The 21,447-nt window shown below is 71.8% G+C and carries 21 protein-coding genes; 16 read left to right on the top strand and 5 right to left on the bottom strand.

Features of this window, described 5'->3' with window-relative positions:
• The first annotated feature begins 6 nt into the window (after positions 1–6).
• Genes ACQF4J_RS17805 through ACQF4J_RS17790 form a run of 4 tightly spaced genes read left to right on the top strand, consistent with a single transcriptional unit; the run spans position 7 to position 3,944 of the window.
• Positions 7–933 carry an ABC transporter permease gene (locus ACQF4J_RS17805; protein WP_351566428.1) on the top strand — a complete coding sequence of 309 codons (927 nt, stop codon included), beginning with the start codon at positions 7–9 and terminating at the stop codon, positions 931–933.
• Positions 926–1,906 (top strand): ABC transporter permease, encoded by a 981-nt coding sequence (locus tag ACQF4J_RS17800; protein ID WP_427166093.1) that lies wholly within the window; start codon positions 926–928, stop codon positions 1,904–1,906. The genes ACQF4J_RS17805 and ACQF4J_RS17800 overlap by 8 nt, the downstream gene beginning before the upstream one ends.
• Before the next feature lie 9 nt (positions 1,907–1,915).
• Positions 1,916–2,890, top strand: a complete 975-nt coding sequence (locus ACQF4J_RS17795; RefSeq protein WP_427166092.1) for an ABC transporter ATP-binding protein — start codon at positions 1,916–1,918, stop codon at positions 2,888–2,890.
• On the top strand, positions 2,883–3,944 hold the full coding sequence (locus ACQF4J_RS17790) for an ABC transporter ATP-binding protein (protein ID WP_427166090.1): 1,062 nt from the start codon (positions 2,883–2,885) through the stop codon (positions 3,942–3,944). Before ACQF4J_RS17795 ends, ACQF4J_RS17790 begins: the two co-directional genes overlap by 8 nt.
• A gap of 110 nt (positions 3,945–4,054) precedes the next feature.
• Here the strand turns inward: ACQF4J_RS17790 and ACQF4J_RS17785 are convergent, their stop codons facing one another.
• A complete protein-coding gene (locus ACQF4J_RS17785) occupies positions 4,055–6,196 on the bottom strand; it encodes a prolyl oligopeptidase family serine peptidase (RefSeq protein WP_427166089.1) in 2,142 nt (713 codons plus the stop codon).
• A 188-nt stretch (positions 6,197–6,384) separates the two neighbouring features.
• Between ACQF4J_RS17785 and ACQF4J_RS17780 the strand changes: the two genes are divergently transcribed.
• The 8 genes from ACQF4J_RS17780 to ACQF4J_RS17745 all read left to right on the top strand — a co-directional run bounded on the left by ACQF4J_RS17780 (position 6,385) and on the right by ACQF4J_RS17745 (position 13,995).
• Positions 6,385–6,579, top strand: a complete 195-nt coding sequence (locus ACQF4J_RS17780) for a hypothetical protein (RefSeq protein ID WP_142142280.1) — start codon at positions 6,385–6,387, stop codon at positions 6,577–6,579.
• Positions 6,580–6,598: 19 nt separating this feature from the next.
• Positions 6,599–7,465, top strand: coding sequence for an N-acetyl-1-D-myo-inositol-2-amino-2-deoxy-alpha-D-glucopyranoside deacetylase (mshB, locus tag ACQF4J_RS17775; protein WP_351566443.1), 867 nt, complete (start codon positions 6,599–6,601; stop codon positions 7,463–7,465).
• A complete protein-coding gene (locus ACQF4J_RS17770; protein WP_351566447.1) occupies positions 7,462–7,872 on the top strand; it encodes a DUF6113 family protein in 411 nt (136 codons plus the stop codon). The genes mshB and ACQF4J_RS17770 overlap by 4 nt, the downstream gene beginning before the upstream one ends.
• Positions 7,873–8,026: 154 nt before the next feature.
• On the top strand, positions 8,027–10,402 hold the full coding sequence (locus tag ACQF4J_RS17765; RefSeq protein WP_427166088.1) for a hypothetical protein: 2,376 nt from the start codon (positions 8,027–8,029) through the stop codon (positions 10,400–10,402).
• A 128-nt stretch (positions 10,403–10,530) separates the two neighbouring features.
• Complete coding sequence (locus tag ACQF4J_RS17760; protein WP_427166087.1) at positions 10,531–11,460, top strand: ABC transporter ATP-binding protein; 930 nt, start codon at positions 10,531–10,533, stop codon at positions 11,458–11,460.
• Positions 11,457–12,188, top strand: a complete 732-nt coding sequence (locus ACQF4J_RS17755) for an ABC transporter permease (RefSeq protein ID WP_351566455.1) — start codon at positions 11,457–11,459, stop codon at positions 12,186–12,188. The genes ACQF4J_RS17760 and ACQF4J_RS17755 overlap by 4 nt, the downstream gene beginning before the upstream one ends.
• Positions 12,189–12,193: 5 nt before the next feature.
• Positions 12,194–13,384, top strand: a complete 1,191-nt coding sequence (locus ACQF4J_RS17750; protein WP_351566601.1) for a sensor histidine kinase — start codon at positions 12,194–12,196, stop codon at positions 13,382–13,384.
• Positions 13,381–13,995 carry a response regulator transcription factor gene (locus ACQF4J_RS17745; protein WP_351566458.1) on the top strand — a complete coding sequence of 205 codons (615 nt, stop codon included), beginning with the start codon at positions 13,381–13,383 and terminating at the stop codon, positions 13,993–13,995. Before ACQF4J_RS17750 ends, ACQF4J_RS17745 begins: the two co-directional genes overlap by 4 nt.
• 122 nt (positions 13,996–14,117) lie before the next feature.
• On the opposite strand, the gene ACQF4J_RS17740 is transcribed toward ACQF4J_RS17745, so the two are convergent.
• Together ACQF4J_RS17740 and ACQF4J_RS17735 are read right to left on the bottom strand one after the other, a co-directional pair.
• Positions 14,118–14,969: a transglutaminase-like domain-containing protein gene (locus ACQF4J_RS17740; RefSeq protein WP_351566461.1), complete on the bottom strand. Its 852-nt coding sequence runs from the start codon at positions 14,967–14,969 to the stop codon at positions 14,118–14,120.
• A 30-nt stretch (positions 14,970–14,999) separates the two neighbouring features.
• Positions 15,000–16,007, bottom strand: coding sequence for a GNAT family N-acetyltransferase (locus ACQF4J_RS17735; protein ID WP_351566463.1), 1,008 nt, complete (start codon positions 16,005–16,007; stop codon positions 15,000–15,002).
• Between the two features lie 140 nt (positions 16,008–16,147).
• Here ACQF4J_RS17735 and fdxA point away from each other — a divergent pair, with 140 nt between their 5' ends.
• Entirely contained in the window at positions 16,148–16,465 is a 318-nt protein-coding gene (gene fdxA, locus ACQF4J_RS17730; RefSeq protein ID WP_004926152.1) for a ferredoxin, read from the top strand.
• Positions 16,466–16,581: 116 nt separating this feature from the next.
• Complete coding sequence (locus ACQF4J_RS17725; protein ID WP_427166086.1) at positions 16,582–17,676, top strand: bifunctional succinyldiaminopimelate transaminase/glutamate-prephenate aminotransferase; 1,095 nt, start codon at positions 16,582–16,584, stop codon at positions 17,674–17,676.
• A gap of 71 nt (positions 17,677–17,747) precedes the next feature.
• Here the strand turns inward: ACQF4J_RS17725 and ACQF4J_RS17720 are convergent, their stop codons facing one another.
• Positions 17,748–18,188 carry an ATP-binding protein gene (locus tag ACQF4J_RS17720; RefSeq protein WP_351566476.1) on the bottom strand — a complete coding sequence of 147 codons (441 nt, stop codon included), beginning with the start codon at positions 18,186–18,188 and terminating at the stop codon, positions 17,748–17,750.
• Positions 18,189–18,474: 286 nt separating this feature from the next.
• Positions 18,475–19,446: a heavy metal transporter gene (locus ACQF4J_RS17715; RefSeq protein ID WP_351566479.1), complete on the bottom strand. Its 972-nt coding sequence runs from the start codon at positions 19,444–19,446 to the stop codon at positions 18,475–18,477.
• An 86-nt stretch (positions 19,447–19,532) separates the two neighbouring features.
• Between ACQF4J_RS17715 and dapE the strand changes: the two genes are divergently transcribed.
• Complete coding sequence (dapE, locus tag ACQF4J_RS17710) at positions 19,533–20,612, top strand: succinyl-diaminopimelate desuccinylase (protein WP_351566482.1); 1,080 nt, start codon at positions 19,533–19,535, stop codon at positions 20,610–20,612.
• Positions 20,613–20,680: 68 nt separating this feature from the next.
• Positions 20,681–21,439: a TIGR00730 family Rossman fold protein gene (locus ACQF4J_RS17705; protein ID WP_351566485.1), complete on the top strand. Its 759-nt coding sequence runs from the start codon at positions 20,681–20,683 to the stop codon at positions 21,437–21,439.
• Positions 21,440–21,447 lie beyond the last annotated feature (8 nt).

Genomic DNA, 21,447 nt, shown 5'->3' with positions numbered 1-21,447 from the left:
GCCCCCATGGGCAGGTACGTGGTCCGGCGTCTGCTCCAGATGATCCCGGTGTTCATCGGGGCCACGCTCCTGATCTTCCTGATGGTGAACGTGATGGGCGACCCCATCGCGGGCCTGTGCGGCGAGCGGCAGTGCGACCCGGCCACGGCCGCCCAGCTGAAGAAGGAGTTCGGGCTGGACAAGCCGGTGTTCCCGCAGCAGTACTTCAACTACATGCGGAACGTCTTCACCGGCGACTTCGGCACCGCCTTCAACGGGCAGAAGGTCACCGAGCTGATGGCGACGGCGTTCCCCGTCACCATCCGGCTGACGATCGTCGCGATCTTCTTCGAGATCGTCATCGGCATCACGCTGGGCGTGATCACGGGCCTGAAGCGGGGCCGCCCCGTCGACACCTCCGTCCTCCTCCTCACCCTCGTCGTCATCTCCGTGCCCACCTTCGTCACCGGCCTGCTGCTGCAACTGCTGCTCGGCGTCGAGTGGGGCTGGATCAAGCCCTCGGTCTCCTCGGAGGCCACCTTCAGCGAGCTGATCGTGCCGGGCCTGGTCCTCGCCTCGGTCTCCCTCGCCTACGTCACCCGGCTGACCCGCACGTCCATCGCGGAGAACCGCCGCTCCGACTACGTCCGCACCGCCGTCGCCAAGGGCCTGCCCCGGCAGCGGGTGATCGTCCGGCACCTGCTGCGCAACTCCCTGATCCCCGTGGTCACCTTCATCGGCACCGACATCGGCGCCCTGATGGGCGGGGCGATCGTCACCGAGCGGATCTTCAACATCCACGGCGTCGGCTACCAGCTCTACCAGGGCATCCTCCGCCAGAACACCCAGACCGTCGTCGGCTTCGTGACCGTCCTCGTCCTCGTGTTCCTGGTCGCCAACCTGCTCGTCGACCTGCTGTACGGCGTACTCGACCCGAGGATCCGCTATGCCTGAGCAGCCGTACGAACAGGAGGGCGCCGTCGCCGGCACCGGAATGGGCGGCGCGATGGACCTCGCGGAGAGCGAGGCGACGACCCTCGAGAGGACGCCGGCCGAACCGGAAGGCACCGGCCCGGCCGGCAAGCCCCGCTCGCTCTGGTCGGACGCCTGGCGCGACCTGCTCCGCAACCCCGTCTTCATCATCGCGGGCGTCGTCATCCTCTTCCTGGTCCTCATCTCGCTGTGGCCCTCGGCCATCACCTGGATGAGCCCCCTCACCTGCGACCTCGCCAAGGCCCAGCAGGGCTCCCAGCCCGGCCACCCCTTCGGGTTCGACGGCCAGGGCTGCGACGTCTACACGCGCACCGTCTACGGCGCCCGTACGTCCGTCACGGTCGGCGTCTGCGCCACGCTCGGGGTCGCGATCCTCGGCTCGGCGCTGGGCGGCCTCGCGGGCTACTTCGGCGGCGCGTGGGACTCGTTCCTCTCCCGCATCACCGACATCTTCTTCGCGATCCCGGTGGTGCTGGGCGGTCTGGTCCTGCTGTCGGTGGTGACCAGCAACACCGTGTGGCCGGTCGTCGGTTTCATCGTGCTGCTGGGCTGGCCGCAGATCGCCCGCATCGGCCGCGGCTCCGTCATCACCGCCAAGCAGAACGACTACGTCCACGCCGCCCGCTCGCTCGGCGCCTCCAACTCCCGCATCCTGCTGCGGCACATCGCGCCCAACGCGGTCGCCCCGGTGATCGTCGTCGCCACCATCGCGCTCGGCACCTACATCGCCCTGGAGGCCACCCTGTCCTTCCTCGGCGTCGGCCTGAAGCCCCCGAACGTCAGCTGGGGCATCGACATCTCCGCCGCGTCCCCCTACATCCGCAACGCCCCGCACATGCTCCTGTGGCCGGCCGGCGCCCTCGCCGTCACCGTCCTCGCCTTCATCATGCTCGGCGACGCGGTCCGCGACGCCCTCGACCCGAAGCTGAGGTGAGCCGCCGTCATGCTCCTCGAAGTGCGTGACCTGCACGTGGAGTTCCGGACCCGGGACGGGGTCGCCAAGGCCGTCAACGGGGTCGACTACAGCGTGGACGCGGGTCAGACGCTCGCCGTGCTCGGGGAGTCCGGGTCCGGCAAGTCGGTCACCGCGCAGGTCGTGATGGGCATCCTCGACATCCCGCCCGGGAGGATCACCAGCGGCGAGATCCTCTTCCAGGGCCGGGACCTGCTCAAGCTCAAGGAGGAGGAGCGCAGGAAGGTCCGCGGCGCCGAGATGGCGATGATCTTCCAGGACGCGCTGTCGTCCCTGAACCCCGTCCTGACCGTGGGCGACCAGCTCGGCGAGATGTTCGTCGTGCACCGCGGGATGTCGAAGAAGGACGCCAGGGCCAAGGCGGTCGAGCTGATGGACCGGGTCCGCATCCCGGCCGCGGCGGCGCGGGTCGGGGACTATCCGCACCAGTTCTCCGGCGGTATGCGCCAGCGCATCATGATCGCCATGGCGCTGGCCCTGGAGCCGGCCCTCATCATCGCCGACGAGCCCACCACCGCCCTCGACGTCACCGTCCAGGCCCAGGTGATGGACCTGCTCGCGGACCTGCAACGCGAGTACAACATGGGCCTGATCCTGATCACCCACGACCTCGGCGTGGTCGCCGACGTCGCGGACAAGATCGCCGTGATGTACGCGGGCCGGATCGTCGAGTCGGCGCCGGTGCACGACATCTACAAGGCCCCGGCCCATCCCTACACGCGCGGACTCCTCGACTCCATCCCGCGGCTGGACCAGAAGGGCCAGGAGCTGTACGCGATCAAGGGCCTGCCGCCCAACCTGATGCACATCCCGCCGGGCTGCGCCTTCAACCCCCGCTGCCCGATGGCCCAGGACGTGTGCCGCACCGACGAGCCGCCCCTGTACGAGGTCGACGAGGACCGGGGCAGTGCCTGCCACCTCTGGAGGGAGTGCCTCGATGGCTGACCGGGCCGAACCGATCCTCGAGGTGAGCGGACTGGTCAAGCACTATCCGTTGACCCGGGGCATTCTGATCAAGAAACAGGTCGGTGCCGTCAAGGCGGTCGACGGCGTGGACTTCATGCTGCACAAGGGCGAGACCCTCGGCATCGTCGGGGAGTCCGGCTGCGGCAAGTCGACCGTCGCCAAGATGCTCGTCAACCTCGAGCGGCCGACCCAGGGGCTGATCAAGTACAAGGGCGAGGACATCGGCAAGCTGTCCGCCAGGGCCCTGAAGTCCGTCCGCCGCAACATCCAGATGGTCTTCCAGGACCCGTACACCTCCCTCAACCCCCGTATGACGGTGGGCGACATCATCGGGGAGCCGTACGAGATCCACCCCGAGGTGGCCCCCAAGGGCGACCGGCGCAAGAAGGTCCAGGAACTGCTGGACGTCGTCGGCCTCAACCCCGAGTACATCAACCGCTATCCGCACCAGTTCTCCGGCGGCCAGCGCCAGCGCATCGGCATCGCGCGCGGGCTGGCGCTGCGCCCGGAAGTGATCGTCGCCGACGAGCCGGTCTCCGCGCTCGACGTCTCCGTGCAGGCCCAGGTGGTCAACCTCCTCGACCGGCTGCAGAGCGAGTTCGAGCTGAGCTATGTCTTCATCGCCCACGACCTGTCGATCGTCCGGCACATCTCCGATCGGGTGGGCGTGATGTACCTGGGGCGGATCGTGGAGATCGGCAGGGACGAGGAGATCTACGACCATCCCACGCACCCGTACACCCAGGCGCTGCTGTCCGCCGTCCCCGTGCCCGACCCGGAGGCCCGCGAACACCGGGAGCGCATCATCCTCGTCGGCGACGTCCCCTCCCCGACGAACGTCCCCTCCGGCTGCCGTTTCCGCACCCGCTGCTGGAAGGCGCGGGAGCGGTGCGAGCGGGAGGTGCCGGCGCTGGCGGTGCCGGCGGAGTTCCGGCACACGAGCGGCCCGGCCGCGCACGCCTCCGCCTGCCACTTCGCCGAGGAGAAGCAGGTGGTCCCGCCGGAGGAGGCGCAAAGCAACGGACCGGGGTGACATGGCGCACCCCGGTCCGTTCACGGCACCCGCACGGCCGTACGTTCTTCAGAGTGGCGCGTCCGTATATCGGGACCGGGTCGGCCAAGTTGCCTGCGTGTTAACGCGGTTCATGCGGATTTGTACGGATGCGCAAGCCCCAGTGACCGTTTGAGGAAGTCGACCTGGAGCAGCAGCAGGTTCTCCGCGACCTGTTCCTGCGGGGTCATGTGCGTCACCCCGGACAGCGGCAGCACCTCGTGCGGACGGCCCGCGGCCAGCAGCGCGGAGGAAAGGCGCAGGGCGTGCGCGACGACCACGTTGTCGTCCGCCAGGCCGTGGACGATCATCAGCGGGCGGTGCGGTTCGGCGGGCGCCGACAGGCCGTCGTCGGTGACGAGCGAGCTGTTCGCGTACGCCTCCGGGCTCGCCGCCGGGTCGCCCAGATAGCGCTCGGTGTAGTGCGTGTCGTACAGCCGCCAGTCGGTGACCGGGGCGCCGGCGATGCCCGCGTGGAAGACGTCCGGCCGGCGCAGCACCGCGAGGCCGGCCAGCCAGCCGCCGAAGGACCAGCCGCGGACGGCCACCCGGGAGAGGTCCAGCGGGAAGGTCTTCGCGAGGGCCTGCAGCGCCTCGACCTGGTCGTCGAGGGAGACGGTGAAGTCGCCGTGGACGGCCTTCTCCCAGGCGGGGGAGCGGCCCGGGGTGCCCCGCCCGTCGGCGACGACCACCGCGAAGCCCTGGTCGGCGAACCACTGCGAGGTGAGATGGGCGTTGTGCGCGGCGACCACGCGGGGCCCGTGCGGACCGCCGTACGGATCCATGAGGACCGGCAGGGGGGTCTCACCGTCGTGATCACGGGGGAGCAGGACGGCGCACGGGATGCGCCGTGCGCCCCCCTCGGTGAGCCGCACGCGCGGGGACATACCGGGATCTTCCGCGTACGAGGTGATCGTCGCCGTGGGCTTGTCGTCCCGCAGCACCCGCACGCGGGCGCCCGGCCGGTCCAGTGCGGACGACACCAGCACGGTCACGCCCCCGGCGCGCACCGCGGAGTGCACGCCGGGTTCCTGCGAAAGGCGCTGCACGCCGAGCTCGTTGACGCGATAGACGTGCACCTCGCCGACCTCGGAGGCGCCCTCGGGGGCCTCCTCGCCGGCCGAGGCCGCCACCAGCACGTCCTCGGCCGTCACGTCCAGCACCGCGCGGACGTGCAACTGCGGTCCCGTCAGCGGACGTTCACCCACCGCGAGCACCCGCGCGCCGCCCTCGTCGGCGACCCGCACGAGCTGTCCCGAGGGGCTCCAGCAGGGCACCCCGGGGAAAAGATCCAGCCAAACTGGATCTTCGTCCGCGTGTACCAGCCGAGTCGCCCCGGTGCCCGGATCCACGGCCAGGAAGAGCTGACTGCGCTGATCGCGCGCCTGCACGAGCAGCAGTGGCGCCCCCGCATCTGACCAGTGCACATGCGCCAGATACGGATAGCGCGCCCAGTCCCAGACCACCTCGGTGCGCGACCCGTCCAGGCCGACCACGAACAGCCGGACGTCCGCGTTGTCGGTGCCCGCCGCCGGATACGGCACGTGCTGTGGGTCACGTTCCGGATGGGCGGGGTCGGAGATCCACCAGCGCCGCACCGGCGTGTCGTCCACGCGCGCGACCAGCAGCCGGTCCGACTCCGGCGACCACCAAAAACCCCGCGAACGGCCCATCTCCTCGGCCGCGACGAACTCGGCGAGACCGTAGGTGACGTTCTCCGACTCCGGCTCCGCGAGCGCCCGTCCGCCCTCACCCTCGGCGCCCACCACCCGCAGGGCGCCCCGGGCGACGTACGCGACGAACCGGCCGTCGGGGGAGGGGCGCGGGTCGATCACCGGTCCCGGGGCGGGCAGTTCACGTGCCGTGCCGGCCCTCAGTTCGGCCGTGAAAAGCCGCCCTGACAACGCGAAAGAGGCCAACTCGACGCCCGCGTCGGTGGCGTAGCCGACGATGCCCGCGCCGCTCTCGCGGCTGCGTTCGCGGCGAGCCCGCTCCTCGGCGGACAGCTCCTCGCGATCCCCTTCGAGCAGGGCGCGCGGATCGGCGGCGACGCGCTCCCCGCCCCCGGACATGTCCAGCACCCACAGGGAACTCGCCCTGTCGGTACCGGAGGTGGAGCGCAGGAACACGACACGGGCGCCGTCGGGCGCCACCGTGAAAGCCCGCGGCGCGCCGAGGGTGAAACGCTGGGTGCGCGCGTGCCGGCGGGGGAAGGAGTCGGACCTCGTCGTCATGGACCGACCATATTGGCCATGCGCCCCCTTGTGCGGCCGTGCGCCGATCGATGCGCAGCCCCGGATAGTTATGATCACTAGCGCATAGTGGGTATGAACCTGCTGGTCCTTGTGGATTTATCTGCGAGGAATGCGTTGCCCCTTGGTCCGACCCCCCGCGTACTTGGGATCTTTGGAGGTGAGCCGCCGTGGCACTCTCGATTTCGGCGGTGGTGCTGCTGGCGATCGTCGTCTTCCTGCTGGTCAAGAAGTCCGGACTGAAGGGCGGGCACGCGCTCGTCTGCATCCTGCTGGGGTTCTATCTCGCCTCCTCGACCGTCGCACCCACGATCAACGACCTGACGACGAACATCGCCAGCATGATCGGCAGCATCAAGTTCTGAGATGCGTAGGGTGGGGACCATGACGGAACCCCCCGCCCGGCGTCTCCTCCTGGTGCACGCGCACCCGGACGACGAGTCGATCAACAACGGCGCGACCATGGCCAGGTACGCGGCCGAGGGTGCCCGGGTGACCCTGGTCACCTGCACGCTCGGCGAGCGCGGCGAGGTCATCCCGCCCGGGCTGCGCCACCTCACCGGCGCGGCCCTGGGCGAGCACCGGCTGGCCGAGCTCACCGCGGCCATGGGCGAGCTGGGCGTCGAGGACTTCCGTCTGCTCGGCGGCCCGGGCCGCTACGGCGACTCGGGAATGATGGGCATCGCCGACAACGACGACCCCTCCTGTTTCTGGCAGGCGGACGTCGACGAGGCCGCCGCCCTGCTCGTCGAGGTGATCCTGGAGGTGCGTCCCCAGGTCCTCGTCACCTACGACGAGAACGGCGGCTACGGCCACCCCGACCACATCCAGACCCACCGCGTCGCCATGCGCGCCGCCGAACTGGCCGCCGGACAGGGCTGGGAGATCCCCAAGGTGTACTGGAACCGGGTGCCCCGGTCGGTCGCCGAGGAGTCCTTCGCCCGGCTCGCGGGCGAGTTGTCCGGTACGCCCTTCTCCAAGCCCGCCGCCGTCGACGACGTACCGGGCGTGGTCGACGACGACCGTGTCACCGCCGAGATCGACGGCACCGCGTACGCGGCCGCGAAGGCCGCCGCGATGCGCGCGCACGCCACGCAGATCGACGTCGCCCCGCCGTACTTCGCCCTCTCCAACGAACTCGCGCAACCCCTGTTCACCACCGAGTACTACGAGCTGGTGCGCGGGAAGGCCGCGGCGGAGAGGGAGAACGACCTGTTCGCCGGGCTGGTCCCCGGCAAGGAGGAGTCATGAACGACCGGGGCTCCGCGCTCGCCCAGCCCCTGCGGCCCCCGTCCGCGGGGCGATTCCTGCTCTACCTCGGCCTCTTCCTGCTCGGCGCGGTCGTCGGGGCGGCCGGTTCGCTCGTGCAGGCAGGCTGGTTCCCCGGCGGGCTGCTGCTCGCGCTCGCCGGCGAGGCCGGTCTCTGCCTCGGCGGCGGACGGGCCGTCCGCGGCCGGGGCGGGGCCGTCGCGCCGGCCGCCGGCTGGATCGTCGCCGTCATCCTGCTCACGGCCAGTCGGCCCGAGGGCGACTTCCTTTTCGGCGCGGGAGGCGGCTCGTACCTCTTCCTCCTCGGCGGCATGGCCGTTGCTGTGATCTGCGCCACCATCGGGCAGGGACGGCAACCGGGCGGCGGCGACGTCCGACTTGGCAAGTGACGTACCACTTCGCCATTAAACGCACGTGGGAGTCCCGTGTGGGTTTCCCCGGCGGTCGTGGGATACGGGCCAGAAGTGGCCAGTATGGTGGTGCGCGCCGCCGAGCTGCCCGTGAGGTCGTGTCGGGCGGTGGAGCCAACCGGGAGAACCTGCCTTGAGTCGTGAAACTGACACTCCGTCCTCCGGGCCCAACGGGCGCGGCGGAGCCGCATACCCGTCGGGGACGCCCCCGTACGGCATCCCCGCGGCTTCCGATGCCGGTGCGGACGCGGCCCGTTCGGCCGAGCGGCCGGAGGAGCGCAAGACCGAGACCACGCTGACGACCCGGATCCGGATCAACATCCCCGGGTCGCGGCCCATCCCGCCGGTCGTCGTGCGCACGCCCGTGGCCGAGGCCGAGGGCGGCTCCGAGGAGACCGGCGAGACCGAGCTGCCCACGTCGGGGACGCCCCAGACCATGGGCGTCGTCGAGGCCCCCGCCGAGCCGGCCGGGCCGGCCGACGACAAGACGAGCGACTGGTTCGCGCCACGCAAGTCCGGTCCGGCCAAGGGCGGTCAGGGCGGCGGTGCCACCAACGGCGCCGGGATGCCCGGCGGTTCCGCTCCCGCGGCGTCCGGCCCCGCGGCTGCCCCGGCGGGCGGTGCGCGTCCGTCCGGTCCCGGCGCGGCCCTGCCCGGCGGTTCGCGGCAGAGCGGCGGCCGCCCCGGCGGTGTGGTCGGCTCCATGAGCGTGCCCGGCGGCGCACGGCCCGGCGGGACGAACGGCGCCGGACTCCCCGGCGCGACCGGCGGACCGGTGGCTCCCGGACACGGCGGCGGCACGGGCTCCTTCGACGTGACCGAGGCGCTGGCCGCGGGACCGCTCGGCGGCAACGGCAACGGCAACGGCACCCGCACCGGCGGTGAGCCGCGCCGCGACGAGCTGCCGTACTTCGCCGAGGGCGACCGCGGCGGACAGAACGGCCACAACGGCCAGAACGGTCAGGGTGGTTACGGCGGCCAGGGCGGCGCCAACGGCTTCGACGCCCCGGGCGGCCCGGGCGGCCCGGCCGGCCCGGGCGGTCCCCAGGGCCCCACGGGCCCGACCGGCGGCCCGGTGACCGGCGACGGCCCGAAGGTGCCGCCCATCAGCGCCGGCCCCTCCGGCTTCGCGGGCCCGTCCGGCCCCGGCACCGGCCCGCTGGGCCCGGGCGCGGGCCATGGCCCCGGTCCCCTCGGTCCGGGCGCCGACACCGGCGCGGGCCCCTTCGGCCCGGGCCCCGGCACCGGCCCCCTCGGTCCCGGCTTCGGCATCGGCGTCGGCCCCCAGGGCGCGAGCCTCGGTCCCGGCGGCGGACTCAGCGACGACACCGCGATCCTCACCCCGCAGAAGCCGGCCCCCGAGCCCGGCCCGCAGGGCTACCCGGCCCCCGACAACATCTCGGGGCAGACCGTCACCAGCGGCATCCCGGTCGTGCCGCCGGGCGCGGGCTCGCCGTTCGGCCAGAGCGAGCGCCCCGAGGGTTCGGGGCCGCACACCCCCCCGAAGCTGCCCGAGCCGAACGCGCAGAAGCCGAAGGCGTCCGCGTCCTCCGCCCCGAAGAAAAAGAAGGGGCGCAACAAGCTGGTCCTGCTCGGCGGTCTCGTGGTCGTCGTCGGCGTCGGCGCGTACGGCGCCGGGCTGCTGATGAACCACTCCGACGTTCCCAAGGGCACCACCGTGCTGGGCGTCGACATCGGCGGCGGCACCCGCGACGAGGCCGTCAAGAAGCTCGACGCCGCCTTCGGCGACCGGGTCGACAAGCCGCTGAAGCTGTCCGTCGGCGGCAAGACCGTCGCCCTCAAGCCGGACCAGGCGGGCCTGCAGTTCGACGAGCAGTCCACGGTCGCGAACGCCGCGCAGGCCGACTACAACCCGGTCTCCGTCATCGGTTCCCTCTTCGGCAACCACCGGGTCGTCGACCCGGTGATGCCGGTCGACGAGGAGAAGCTGAACGCCGCCCTGCAGTCCGTGGCCGGCGGCTCCGGCTCGATGACCGAGGGCACGATCAAGTTCGAGTCCGGCAAGGCCGTCGCCGTCTACGGCAAGGCGGGCAAGGGCATCGACGCCGCCAGGTCCGCCCAGGCCGTCGTGGAGGCGTACCGCAACCAGGTCGAGACCAACTCCACCGACCCCGTCACGGTCGTCACCACGACCAAGCAGCCGACGATCCCGAACGCCGAGGTCGACCGCGAGATGAAGGCCTTCGCGAAGCCGGCGATGTCCGGGTTCGTCACGGTCAAGACGGACACCGGAAAGCTGGTCCAGTTCAGCCCTCAGAACTCCCTGTGGAAGTTCCTCGCGGTCAAGGCAGTGAACGGCAAGCTCGTCGACAGCCCTGACCTGAACGCTCTCAAGGGGCTCTACGGCAACACCTTCGACGGCGTCCTGATCACCCGCGGCACCGGCAAGAAGACGGCCGTCACCCCGCAGGACGTCTACGTCGCCCTGCGCCAGGCCCTGCTGAGCAAGACCAACCGGGTCGGGGTCATCCAGACCAACCCGAGCTGACGCCAGGCCCGCGAAGGGGGCACCCGGCACACGCCGGGTGCCCCCTTCCGTCGTATGACATCTGTCATCCGGCAGTCAGGACCGCCGACACTGCCGGGACCGGGGCCCTCGCGGCCACGATGGATCACATGACGACGACAGCGAAAGCGGCCACCGGCACCCCGGTGGTCGGCTTCGACCAGGTGAGCAAGACCTACGGGACCGTACGGGCCGTCGACGGGCTGACCCTCGCCCTGCACCCGGGGGAGACCGTGGCCCTGCTCGGCCCGAACGGGGCCGGCAAGTCGACCACCCTCGACCTGCTGCTGGGCCTGAAGAACGCCGACAGCGGCTCGGTGCGGGTCTTCGGCACCAGCCCCCGCGAGGCCATCGTCGCCGGGCGCGTGGGCGCCATGCTGCAGAGCGGCGGGCTGATGGACGAGGTGACGGTCGCCGAACTGGTCCGGCTCGGCTGCGACCTGCACCCGAGGCCGTACAAGGTGGCCGACGTCCTCGCCCGCGCCGGCATCTCCCAGATCGCCGACCGCAAGGTCAACAAGCTCTCCGGCGGCCAGGCCCAGCGCGTCCGCTTCGCCCTCGCCACCGCCGGCGACAGCGATCTGATCGTCCTGGACGAGCCGACCACCGGCATGGACGTCTCCGCCCGCCAGGCCTTCTGGGCCACCATGCGCGAGCAGGCCGACCAGGGGCGAACCGTGCTGTTCGCGACCCACTACCTGGAGGAGGCGGACGCGATCGCCGACCGCGTGCTCGTCCTGCACCGGGGACGGCTCCTCGCGGACGGCACCGCCGCCGAGATCAAGGCGAGGGCCGGGGCGCGGCGCGTCTCGTTCGACCTGGAGGGCCCCATCGACGAGGCGCCCCTGCGCGATCTGCCCTTCCTCACCTCCTTCGACGTTTCCGGCCAGACCGTCCGCATCCAGTCCGCCGACGCCGACGCGACCGTGCACGCCCTCTACGGCCTCGGCCTCTACCCCCGCAACCTCGAAGTCGCCGGGCTCGGCCTGGAGCAGGCCTTCGTCGCCATCACCGCCGCCGAGGAGGCGAAGCAGTCGTGAACAGCCTGATCAAGCTGGAACTCACCCGCGCCCTGCGCAACCGCAGGTTCCTGTTCTTCTCGGTGATCTACCCGTCGGTGATCTTCCTGCTCGTCTCCAACCAGACGGGGAACGTCGACGGCTCCGGCCTGAGCGTCGCGAAGTACGTCATGGTCTCCATGGCCTCCTTCGGCGCCCTGACCGCCGTGCTGATGGGCAACAGCGAACGCATCGCCAAGGAACGCGAGGGCGGCTGGGTTCGGCAGCTGCGGCTGACCACCCTGCCCGGGCGCGGATACGTCCTCGCCAAGACCGCCGGCGCCGCCGTGATCAGCCTGCCGTCGATCGTGGTCGTCTTCCTGGTCGCCGCCGCGGTGAAGGACGTACGGCTGGACGCCTGGCAGTGGATCGCCCTCACCGGCGCCATCTGGGCCGGCAGCCTGGTCTTCGCCGCGCTCGGTGTCGCCATCGGCTACCTCGCCTCCGGGGACGCGGTCCGGCCGATCACGATGATCGTCTACTTCGGCCTGTCGATCCTCGGCGGCCTGTGGATGCCCTCGTCCACGTTCCCGGGCTGGCTGCAGGACATCGCCAAGTGGCTGCCCACGCACGCGTACGCTGCCCTCGGACGGGCCATCGAGCAGAGCCAGGCCCCCCACGCCCAGGACATCGCCATCCTCGTCGCCTTCTTCCTCCTCTTCGCGGGCGGCGCGGCCTGGCTGTACCGGAAGGACACGCTGAAGGCGTGAGCGCGATGACGGACGACGGGCTGCCCGAGGACCTCCGGGCCGAGAACGCGATCCGGGTGGGGCAGCCGCCCCGCAACCGGGCCGAGGCGATGCGCAAGATCGTCTGGATCCTGCCGTGGCTGATCTTCCTCGGTTCGCCGGTGCAGGACCTGAACTCCGGCCACCACACGCCCGCCGCCACCGCGGCGGGCTGGGTGGCCCTGGCCTGCTTCACCGGCATCTATCTGACCCTGGTCTTCAGGAACATGGGCCGGCCGTTCTCCGGCGGGGCCGTCGGGGCGTTCGTCGTCCTGCTCGGCATGCTCGCCGTGGTCCTGACCCTCACCCTCGGCAGCAACTGGATCGGGCTGTTCGTGTACGTCTCCGTCACCTGCGGCGCCACCCTGCCGCAGCGGGTCGCCTACTGGGCGGTCGGGGCGAACACCCTGGCGATGATCCTGGTCGGTCTGCGCACCGGCGAGGACGACTGGAGCCTGGTCCTGGTCGTGCTGCTGCTCGGCTTCGCGATGATGGGCGTCAAGCAACTGGTGCGCACGACGGTCGAGTTGCGCAAGGCGCGCGCGACGGTGGCCCAGCTGGCCGCCAACGAGGAGCGGCTGCGGCTGGCCCGGGACCTGCACGACCTCCTCGGCCACTCCCTCTCCCTGATCACGCTGAAGAGCGAGCTCGCCGGCCGTATGCTCCCCGACCACCCCGACAAGGCGGCCCAGCAGGTCGCCGACATCGAACAGGTCAGCCGGCAGGCCCTCGTCGACGTCCGGGCGGCCGTCTCCGGCTACCGGCGCACCCGCCTGTCCGACGAACTCGCCGGCGCGCAGGTCGCCTTGAAGGCGGCGGGTGTCATCGCCGAGGTACCCACCGAGCCCGACCTCACGGACGTCCCGGAGGAGAGCGAGTCCGCCCTGGCCTGGGCGCTGCGCGAGGCGGTCACCAACGTCGTACGGCACAGCGGTGCCTCGCGCTGCACGGTGGAGCTGCTGCGCCGCCAGACCCTGGACGGCGCGGTGCTCGAACTCTCCGTGGAGGACAACGGCTCGGGCGGCTCCGGCAAGGGCCCCGGCAACGGGCTGACGGGCCTGACCGAGCGGCTGGAGAAGGCCGGCGGCACCCTGGAGGCGGCCCGCGTCAGGAAGGGCTTCCGGCTGGTCGCCCGCGTCCCCCTGGGCGCCGCACCGGCCGTAGGATCCGGTGCATGAGCCCTACGATCAAGGTGCTGCTCGCCGAGGACCAGTCGATGGTCCGCGAGGCCCTGGCCGCCCTGCTCGGCCTGGAGGCCGACATCGAGGTCGTCGCCCAGGTGGCGCGCGGCGACGAGGTGCTGGCCGCGGTGCGCGAGCACGAGGTGGACGTGGCCCTCCTCGACATCGAGATGCCGGGCTGCACGGGCATCGAGGCGGCGGCCCAGGTCCACAAGGCGCTTCCGGCGGTGAAGCTGGTGGTCCTCACCACCTTCGGCCGCCCCGGCTATCTGCGGACCGCCATGGAGGCGGGCGCCGACGCCTTCCTGGTGAAGGACGCGCCCGCCGCCCAACTGGCGCAGGCGGTACGCAAGGTACTGGCGGGGGAGCGGGTCATCGACCCGACCCTGGCGGCGGCGGCCCTGGCGGAGGGCGCCAACCCGCTGACCGACCGCGAGCGCGAGGTGCTGCGCGCGGCGGCCGACGGCTCGACGAACGCGGAACTGGCGGCGGCCCTGCACCTGTCGCAGGGTACGGTCCGCAACTACCTCTCCACGGCGATCCAGAAGCTGGCGGTCCGCAACAGGGCGGAGGCGGTACGGATAGCGAGGGAGAAGGGCTGGCTGTAACCCCCCGAGGGGCGCGGGGCTGTTTCGATATGCGGCTCCGCCGCGTGGGCGCGACAAGCCACGACGAACCCGCACCCGCGCTGCCACCGAAGCCCCTGCGGCGAACCGGCGAACGGCGAGCCTCAGTTGAGCAACGCCCGAGCAGCCCGGGCCTGGCCCCGCACCCGCTCCGCCGCACCCTCGTCGACCGCACTGATCAACTCCGCGTACTCCTCCAACTCCACGGCCCCGTCGACGAAGTCCCCCCGCTGGACGAGCAGTTGCGCCCGCTCGTACCGCAACCGCGCCGGATGCGCGGGCAGCAGCAGCGACAGCTCCACCGCCCACAGCGCCACGTCGGACCGCTCGGGCCGGGCGGCGGCCCACGCGCGGATGTTGTTCAGGATCCGCAGGACCACCTCCAGCGGGTCCGCGGGAGTGAGCATCGACGGATGCAGCGGCGCCCCCGTGGCCCCCGCCACCAGCAGTTCGGCATCGCTCCCGCTCAGCACCCGCCCCCCGTCGAACGGGTCGGCGAGCACCTGCTGTTCCGGCGGACCGAAACCGATCACGAAGTGCCCCGGCAGCGCCACCCCGTACACCGGCGCCCCGGCCCGCCGCGCGACCTCCAGCCACACCACCGACAGCAGGATCGGCAGCCCGCGCCGCCGCCGCAGCACCTCGTGCAGCAGCGACGACTCAAGGCGCTGGTAGTCGGCCGGGGAGCCGCGGAAACCCTCCCTCTCCCCCAGCAGGTGCTCCAGCGCCGTCGCCCACGACAGGGGGCCGCCGGGCCGGAACGGAAGCTGCCCGGCCAGCCGGTCCAGCTCCATCTGCGCCGCGTCCATGCCCGCCTCGTCCAGCGCCCCGTCGGCCTCGGCACCCAGAAGCAGGCAGAGCGTGGACAGGTCGGGCCGCTCGGACCGGGCCTCTTCGGCGAACCGCCGCCGCAGTTCCGCGGACCGCTCGGGGGGCGGGGGATAGGGGGGACGCATAGCAGGCTCGTGCCCTCTCACGGCGATCCGTTACCGGCCACCGTCGCCGGCGGCCGGTTCCCGGTAGTGGTGGTACGCGTGGTGCGCGGCGAACCCCGTTCCGGCGTACAGCGCCCGTGCCCCCGCGTTGTCCTCCTCGACCTGCAGCCAGGCGGCCGAGGCGCCCTCGTCGAGCGCCCGCCGGGCCAGCGCCGCCATCACGGTCGTCGCAAGGCCCCGGCGCCGCATCGCGGGATCAACCTCGACGGCGGCGAACCCGGCCCACCGCCCGTCCACGACACACCGCCCGATCGCGGCGGGAGCCTCGGCCCCCGGCACCGTCGCGAACCACACCGAGGGACCGCTCCCGAGCACCTTCAGCGCCACCTCGCTCACCCCCTTGCGCTGGTACCGCGCGAGCCACGCCTCGTCGGCCTCCCGGGACAGCACGACACCGGTGTCCTCCACCCGGTCGGCGAGCGGCGCGAGCGCCCCGGTCCACAGTTCGGCCGTCACCTCACGCACCCACCCGCGCCGCTCCAGCTCGGCGCAGAGCAGCTCCTGGGTGCCCTCGCCGCCGGTCGCGGTCTGGACGTACGCGGGCAGCCCGCGGTCGCCGTACCAGCGTCTTACGACGGCCAGCGCCTCGTCGAGGGGCAGGCCGGGGTCGCCGAGCGGCAGCACGGAGTTGGCCCGGCGCGTGAAGCCGGCGGCCGCCCGCAGCTCCCACTCGCCGAGCCGCTCGCTCTCCACCGGCCGCCACGCGCGCGCGGCGACGGCCGTCAGTTCCCCGTAGGAGGCGGCGGGCCCCCGGCGACGGGCCGGGGCCGCCGGCACGACCTTTCCCGCGACCAGCGAGGATTCCGGGATACGGACGCTCTCGCCGCCCTTTCGTGTGATCAGCAGCACACCGTCGTCCCATGATGTGAGAACACCCACCGTGTCGGTGAACTTCTCGGTGGCGTCCGCAGGTTCGATCAGCTGCCGTACCGAGACACGTTTTCCCACGTCAGCAGCGGTGATGCGGACCTCGAGACGTCCACCGGCCGAGATTTCCACAGGTCAGTTCACCCCTCCTGTTCGGATCATGCCCCGGAACGGAGATACTAGGGGCGGGCATCGACGACGCCGCGCTCCCGCGCGCCAGGCGGCGGAGCCTGAGGAGGCCCGCCAGCGCCCTATCGAGGAGGAACGACAGCGTGACCTACGTCATCGCGCAGCCTTGTGTCGACGTCAAGGACAAGGCGTGCATCGAGGAGTGCCCGGTCGACTGCATCTACGAGGGCCAGCGGTCCTTGTACATCCACCCGGACGAATGCGTCGACTGTGGTGCCTGTGAGCCGGTATGCCCGGTCGAGGCGATCTTCTACGAGGACGACACTCCGGAGGAGTGGAAGGACTACTACAAGGCGAACGTCGAGTTCTTCGACGAGCTCGGCTCCCCGGGCGGCGCAAGCAAGCTGGGCCTGATCGAGCGGGACCACCCCTTCATCGCCGCGCTGCCGCCGCAGGCCTGACGGGGCGGCGAGCCCGCAGCATCTCTGCCGCCTCGGTCCCGTACGGCCCGATCACCCCTGATCACCGCACGGGACCGAGGCGTTTGCCGTACGACCCGAAAGCGAGCGTCAGTCCCGTGTCCGCAGTCTCCGACCGGCTTCCCACCTTCCCCTGGGACAAGCTGGAGCCGTACAAGAAGACGGCCGCCGCGCACCCCGACGGCATCGTCGACCTGTCCGTCGGCACCCCGGTGGACCCGGTCCCCGACCTGATCCAGAAGGCCCTGATCGACGCGGCGGACTCCCCGGGCTACCCGACGGTGTGGGGCACCCCGGCGCTGCGCGACGCGATCACCGGCTGGGTCGAGCGCCGGCTGGGCGCCCGCGAGGTCACCCACCGGCATGTGCTGCCGATCGTCGGCTCCAAGGAACTGGTCGCCTGGCTCCCCACCCAGCTGGGCCTGGGCCCCGGCGACAAGGTCGCCCATCCGCGCCTGGCCTACCCCACCTACGAGGTGGGCGCCCGGCTGGCCCGTGCCGAGTACGAGGTCTACGACGACCCGACGGAGCTGGACCCGGCGGGCCTGAAGCTCCTGTGGCTCAACTCGCCGTCGAACCCGACCGGCAAGGTCCTCTCCAAGGCGGACCTGACCCGGATCGTCGCCTGGGCCCGTGAGCACGGCATCCTCGTCTTCTCCGACGAGTGCTACCTCGAACTGGGCTGGGAGGCCGACCCGGTCTCGGTCCTGCATCCGGACGTCAACGGCGGCTCCTACGAGGGCATCGTCTCCGTCCACTCCCTGTCCAAGCGCTCGAACCTCGCGGGCTACCGCGCCGCCTTCCTGGCCGGTGACCCGGAGGTCCTCGCCCCGCTCCTGGAGATCCGCAAGCACGGCGGCATGATGACGTCGGCGCCCACGCAGGCGGCCGTGGTCGCGGCCCTCGGCGACGACACGCACGTGCGTGAGCAGCGGGAGCGGTACGCGGCCCGCCGCACGGCCCTGCGCGAGGCGCTCCTCGCCCACGGCTTCCGGATCGAGCACAGCGAGGCCAGCCTCTACCTGTGGGCCACCCGGGACGAGTCCTGCTGGCGGACGGTGGCCCACCTGGCCGAGCTGGGCATCCTGGTGGCGCCCGGCGACTTCTACGGCACTGCGGGCGAGAAGTTCGTCCGCGTGGCGCTGACGGCGACGGACGAGCGCGTACGCGCGGCGACCGACCGACTGGCCTGAGCCGACGTCCCCGGCACGCGACGAGAAGGGGCCCAGGGAATCACCCTGGGCCCCTTCCGTACGCGGCGGCGTCAGCCGACCGGCAGTCCCTTCAGCGGCAGCGTCCGGGCCGACGGCAGGCCGCCACCCTTGGCCACCGAGTCGGTCGGCAGGCCGCCCTTGGTCGCCGACTTGGCGGTGCCGCCGAGCAGGCCACCGGCCGACCCCGCGGCCTTCCGCGCGGCGGGCGTCGCCTTCTTCACGGCCTGTCCGCCGGTCTTGCCGACGGCGGGCACCGCCTGCTTGACCGCCTTGCTGCCGGCGTCGCCCGCGAGCCCGGTGACGTGCTGGGTCGCCCCGTCGGCGGTGCTGCCGACGTTCGCGCCGTCCAGGGCGGTCAGCCCGCCGAGGCTGGGCGTGGCGGGCAGTTCGGTGGCCGCGCTCGCGGAGCCGGCCGCACCTACCCCGGCAGCCGCTCCCGCTGCGACGAGCAGCGCGGCACGGGCGATCCGACGGGTCAGGGGGAGGGACATGATGCTCCTGTTGATCGACTGGATGTCACTGCGTCCGGGCTCGGACGCAGTGACTACCGCTCGAAGCCCGCGAAGGTTGCGGAGCACAAACGTAAAGAGTTTGCAATGCGTCGCATTATCGGCTGCGGATAAACCCGGGCAAAGATCCCGCGGTCCGAAAGTGTGCCGAATCCTTCCCGCCCTTTGTTCCCAAGGGTTTGCGCAGATGCGAGGGTGACGGCGCGAAAACCTGCGCACAGCACCGGACCGACGGGCCCCCGCTAACTCGCCCGGGTGAATCCCCGTACTACTGCCCAGTGACGATTCGGACGGCTCCCGCGTCCTTTTCCGACCCGTCGCCGCCGCCCGCACCGGTCGTGCGCCACTGACTGTCGGTGTTCCCGGCGACCCACTCCCGCCCACCGAACGAGACGCGTTCGATGTGCAGGGCGGTGGCGTTGGCCACGGCCCAGTGCGCCAGCTGCCAGCCGCGCCGGTGGGCGGTGCGCCCCTTGGCCGGGCTGGTGCCCGCGTCCACGGGCAGCGTGACCGTCCGCGCGCTCGCGCTCGGCGCTGGCGAGGACGCCGACGTACCGCCGCCCACCTCGGCGCCGGCCGGCTGCAGCACGTCGCGGCCGAAGTCCCGTACGAGAGCGGCCCGTACCGCGTCCGGCCCGGCCGCCCGCACCGTGGTGGCGTCCACGCGGCCCTGGCAGGTCAGCGTGGCCGGCGAGGACCCGGTGAGGGCGGCGGCGAGCAGCGCGGCGTCCGGCTCGTGCTTGGCGTACGCCTCCGGGAAGCCGCTGCGCTGCACGCGCTGGGCGGCCACGGTCAGCGGCAGCTTCGTGTAGTCCGGCACCTTGGCGAGGTGCTCGTAGAAGATGTTCGCCGCGTACGTCGGGTCCAGGATCTGCTTCTTCGTGCCCCAGCCCTGCGAGGGACGCTGCTGGAAGAGACCGAGGGAGTCCCGGTCGCCGTGCTCGATGTTGCGCAGCCCCGACTCCTGGATGGAGGTCGCCAGCGCGATGGCCACCGCCCGCTCGGGCATGCCGCGCCCGGTGCCCACGGCGGCTATCGTCGCGGCGTTCACGGCCTGCTCCGGCGAGAACTCGTACTCCTCGCCGTCCTGCCTGCCCGAGACCACCTTGCAGCCCGGCCCGTGGCCTCCGGTGACGTACTGCACGACGAGGTAGCCCGCGAGGGCGAGCAGGACCACGAGCGCCGCCCCGATTCGCACGAGGCGGCCACGGCGCTTGAGGGTGGATGACGGCTCCGGCACGCCGTACAAGGTAGCCGAGGCGGTTGTGGCCCCGGCGCCTGGTACGGGACAGTCGGCCGGCGCTCGGGCGGGTTAGGGTCGAGGCCATGGCCGACAGCCCACTTGACCTCACTCTGAACGCCGCCGAGCTCACCGCGCAGCTCGTCGACCTCCCCTCCGAGAGCGGCACCGAGAAGCCTCTCGCCGACGCCATCGAGACCGCCCTGCGGGCCCTGCCCCACCTCACCGTCGACCGCCACGGCAACAACGTCGTGGCCAGGACGGACCTGGGCCGCCCGGAGCGGGTGATCCTCGCCGGCCACATCGACACGGTCCCCATCGCGGACAACGTGCCCTCGCGGCTGGACGAGGACGGCGTCCTGTGGGGCTGCGGCACCTGCGACATGAAGTCCGGGGTGGCCGTCCAGCTGCGCATCGCGGCCACGGTCCCGGCCCCCAACCGCGACCTGACCTTCGTCTTCTACGACAACGAGGAGGTCCAGGCGGAGCTCAACGGCCTCAAGCACGTCGCCGAGGACCACCCCGAGTGGCTTCAGGGCGACTTCGCGGTGCTCCTGGAGCCGTCGGACGGCCAGGTCGAGGGCGGCTGCCAGGGCACGCTGCGGGTGCTGCTGAGGACGAAGGGCGAGCGCGCCCACTCCGCGCGCGGCTGGATGGGCTCCAACGCGATCCACGCGGCGGCGCCGATCCTCGCGAAGCTCGCCGCGTACGAGCCGCGCCACCCGGTGATCGACGGCCTGGAGTACCGCGAGGGCCTGAACGCGGTGGGCGTCTCGGGCGGCGTGGCGGGCAACGTCATCCCCGACGAGTGCGTCGTGACCGTGAACTTCCGCTACGCGCCCGACCGCACGGAGCAGGAGGCGATCGCCCACGTCCGCGAGGTCTTCGCCGACTGCGGGGTCGAGGAATTCGTGATCGACGACCACAGTCCCGGCGCCCTGCCCGGGCTCTCGCACCCGGCGGCGGCGGCGTTCATCGAGGCCGTCGGCGGCACCCCGATGCCGAAGTACGGCTGGACGGACGTGAGCCGCTTCTCGGCCCTCGGCGTCCCGGCGGTCAACTACGGGCCAGGAAACCCGCATTTGGCCCACAAGCGTGATGAACGGGTGGAAACCTCCAAGATCCTCGCCGGTGAGGAACGCCTGCGCAACTGGCTGACACGCTGAGGTCCCTCCTCCGTAACCCGCGTAGACCTACGCTGAGGTGGAAACACCCGCAAGTGGAGGGAGCGCATATGGCTACCGGGAACCCCGAGGGCAAGAAGGTGCCACCGGACGAGCAGCGCCTGGGCCCCGTCCTCCGGAGGCGGGGTCAGGTGACGGCCAGCACCACCGACCAGCGGTTGCTGGACGCGGGCGGTCCCTCGGACTGGGTGCACACCGACCCCTGGCGCGTGCTGCGCATCCAGTCGGAGTTCATCGAGGGCTTCGGCACCCTGGCCGAACTCCCGCCCGCGATCAGCGTCTTCGGCTCGGCCCGCACAGCCGTCGACTCGCCCGAGTACGAGGCGGGCGTGCGGCTGGGCAGCGCGCTCGTCGAGGCCGGCTGGGCGGTCATCACCGGCGGCGGCCCCGGCGCCATGGAGGCGGCCAACAAGGGCGCGTGCGAGGCGGGCGGCACCTCGGTGGGCCTCGGGATCGAGCTCCCCTTCGAGCAGGGCCTCAACCCCTACGTCGACATCGGCCTGAACTTCCGCTACTTCTTCGTCCGCAAGATGATGTTCGTCAAGTACGCGCAGGGCTTCGTCGTGCTGCCCGGCGGTCTCGGCACCCTCGACGAACTCTTCGAGGCCCTCACCCTCGTCCAGACCCAGAAGGTCACCCGCTTCCCCATCGTCCTGTTCGGCACCGAGTACTGGGGCGGTCTGGTCGACTGGCTGAAGAACACGCTGATCGCCCAGGGCAAGGCGTCCGAAGCGGACCTGCTCCTCTTCCACGTGACGGACGAGGTGGAGGAGGCCGTGGCCCTGGTGTCGAAGGAGGCGGCCCGCTAGGGCGTGTG

This window comes from Streptomyces sp. C1-1, from assembly GCF_050214755.1.
Classification (GTDB): domain Bacteria; phylum Actinomycetota; class Actinomycetes; order Streptomycetales; family Streptomycetaceae; genus Streptomyces.
This window is presented reverse-complemented; position numbering and strand designations above follow the sequence as displayed.

What these genes read in the sequence shown, in the direction of transcription:
- ACQF4J_RS17805 (WP_351566428.1), top strand. Translation starts at nt 7, where the DNA reads ATGGGCAGGTACGTGGTCCGGCGTCTGCTCCAGATGATCCCGGTGTTC.
- ACQF4J_RS17800 (WP_427166093.1), top strand. Translation starts at nt 926, where the DNA reads ATGCCTGAGCAGCCGTACGAACAGGAGGGCGCCGTCGCCGGCACCGGA.
- ACQF4J_RS17795 (WP_427166092.1), top strand. Translation starts at nt 1,916, where the DNA reads ATGCTCCTCGAAGTGCGTGACCTGCACGTGGAGTTCCGGACCCGGGAC.
- ACQF4J_RS17790 (WP_427166090.1), top strand. Translation starts at nt 2,883, where the DNA reads ATGGCTGACCGGGCCGAACCGATCCTCGAGGTGAGCGGACTGGTCAAG.
- ACQF4J_RS17785 (WP_427166089.1), bottom strand. Translation starts at nt 6,196, where the DNA reads ATGACGACGAGGTCCGACTCCTTCCCCCGCCGGCACGCGCGCACCCAG.
- mshB (WP_351566443.1), top strand. Translation starts at nt 6,599, where the DNA reads ATGACGGAACCCCCCGCCCGGCGTCTCCTCCTGGTGCACGCGCACCCG.
- ACQF4J_RS17770 (WP_351566447.1), top strand. Translation starts at nt 7,462, where the DNA reads ATGAACGACCGGGGCTCCGCGCTCGCCCAGCCCCTGCGGCCCCCGTCC.
- ACQF4J_RS17760 (WP_427166087.1), top strand. Translation starts at nt 10,531, where the DNA reads ATGACGACGACAGCGAAAGCGGCCACCGGCACCCCGGTGGTCGGCTTC.
- ACQF4J_RS17750 (WP_351566601.1), top strand. Translation starts at nt 12,194, where the DNA reads ATGACGGACGACGGGCTGCCCGAGGACCTCCGGGCCGAGAACGCGATC.
- ACQF4J_RS17745 (WP_351566458.1), top strand. Translation starts at nt 13,381, where the DNA reads ATGAGCCCTACGATCAAGGTGCTGCTCGCCGAGGACCAGTCGATGGTC.
- ACQF4J_RS17740 (WP_351566461.1), bottom strand. Translation starts at nt 14,969, where the DNA reads ATGCGTCCCCCCTATCCCCCGCCCCCCGAGCGGTCCGCGGAACTGCGG.
- ACQF4J_RS17720 (WP_351566476.1), bottom strand. Translation starts at nt 18,188, where the DNA reads ATGTCCCTCCCCCTGACCCGTCGGATCGCCCGTGCCGCGCTGCTCGTC.
- dapE (WP_351566482.1), top strand. Translation starts at nt 19,533, where the DNA reads ATGGCCGACAGCCCACTTGACCTCACTCTGAACGCCGCCGAGCTCACC.
- ACQF4J_RS17705 (WP_351566485.1), top strand. Translation starts at nt 20,681, where the DNA reads ATGGCTACCGGGAACCCCGAGGGCAAGAAGGTGCCACCGGACGAGCAG.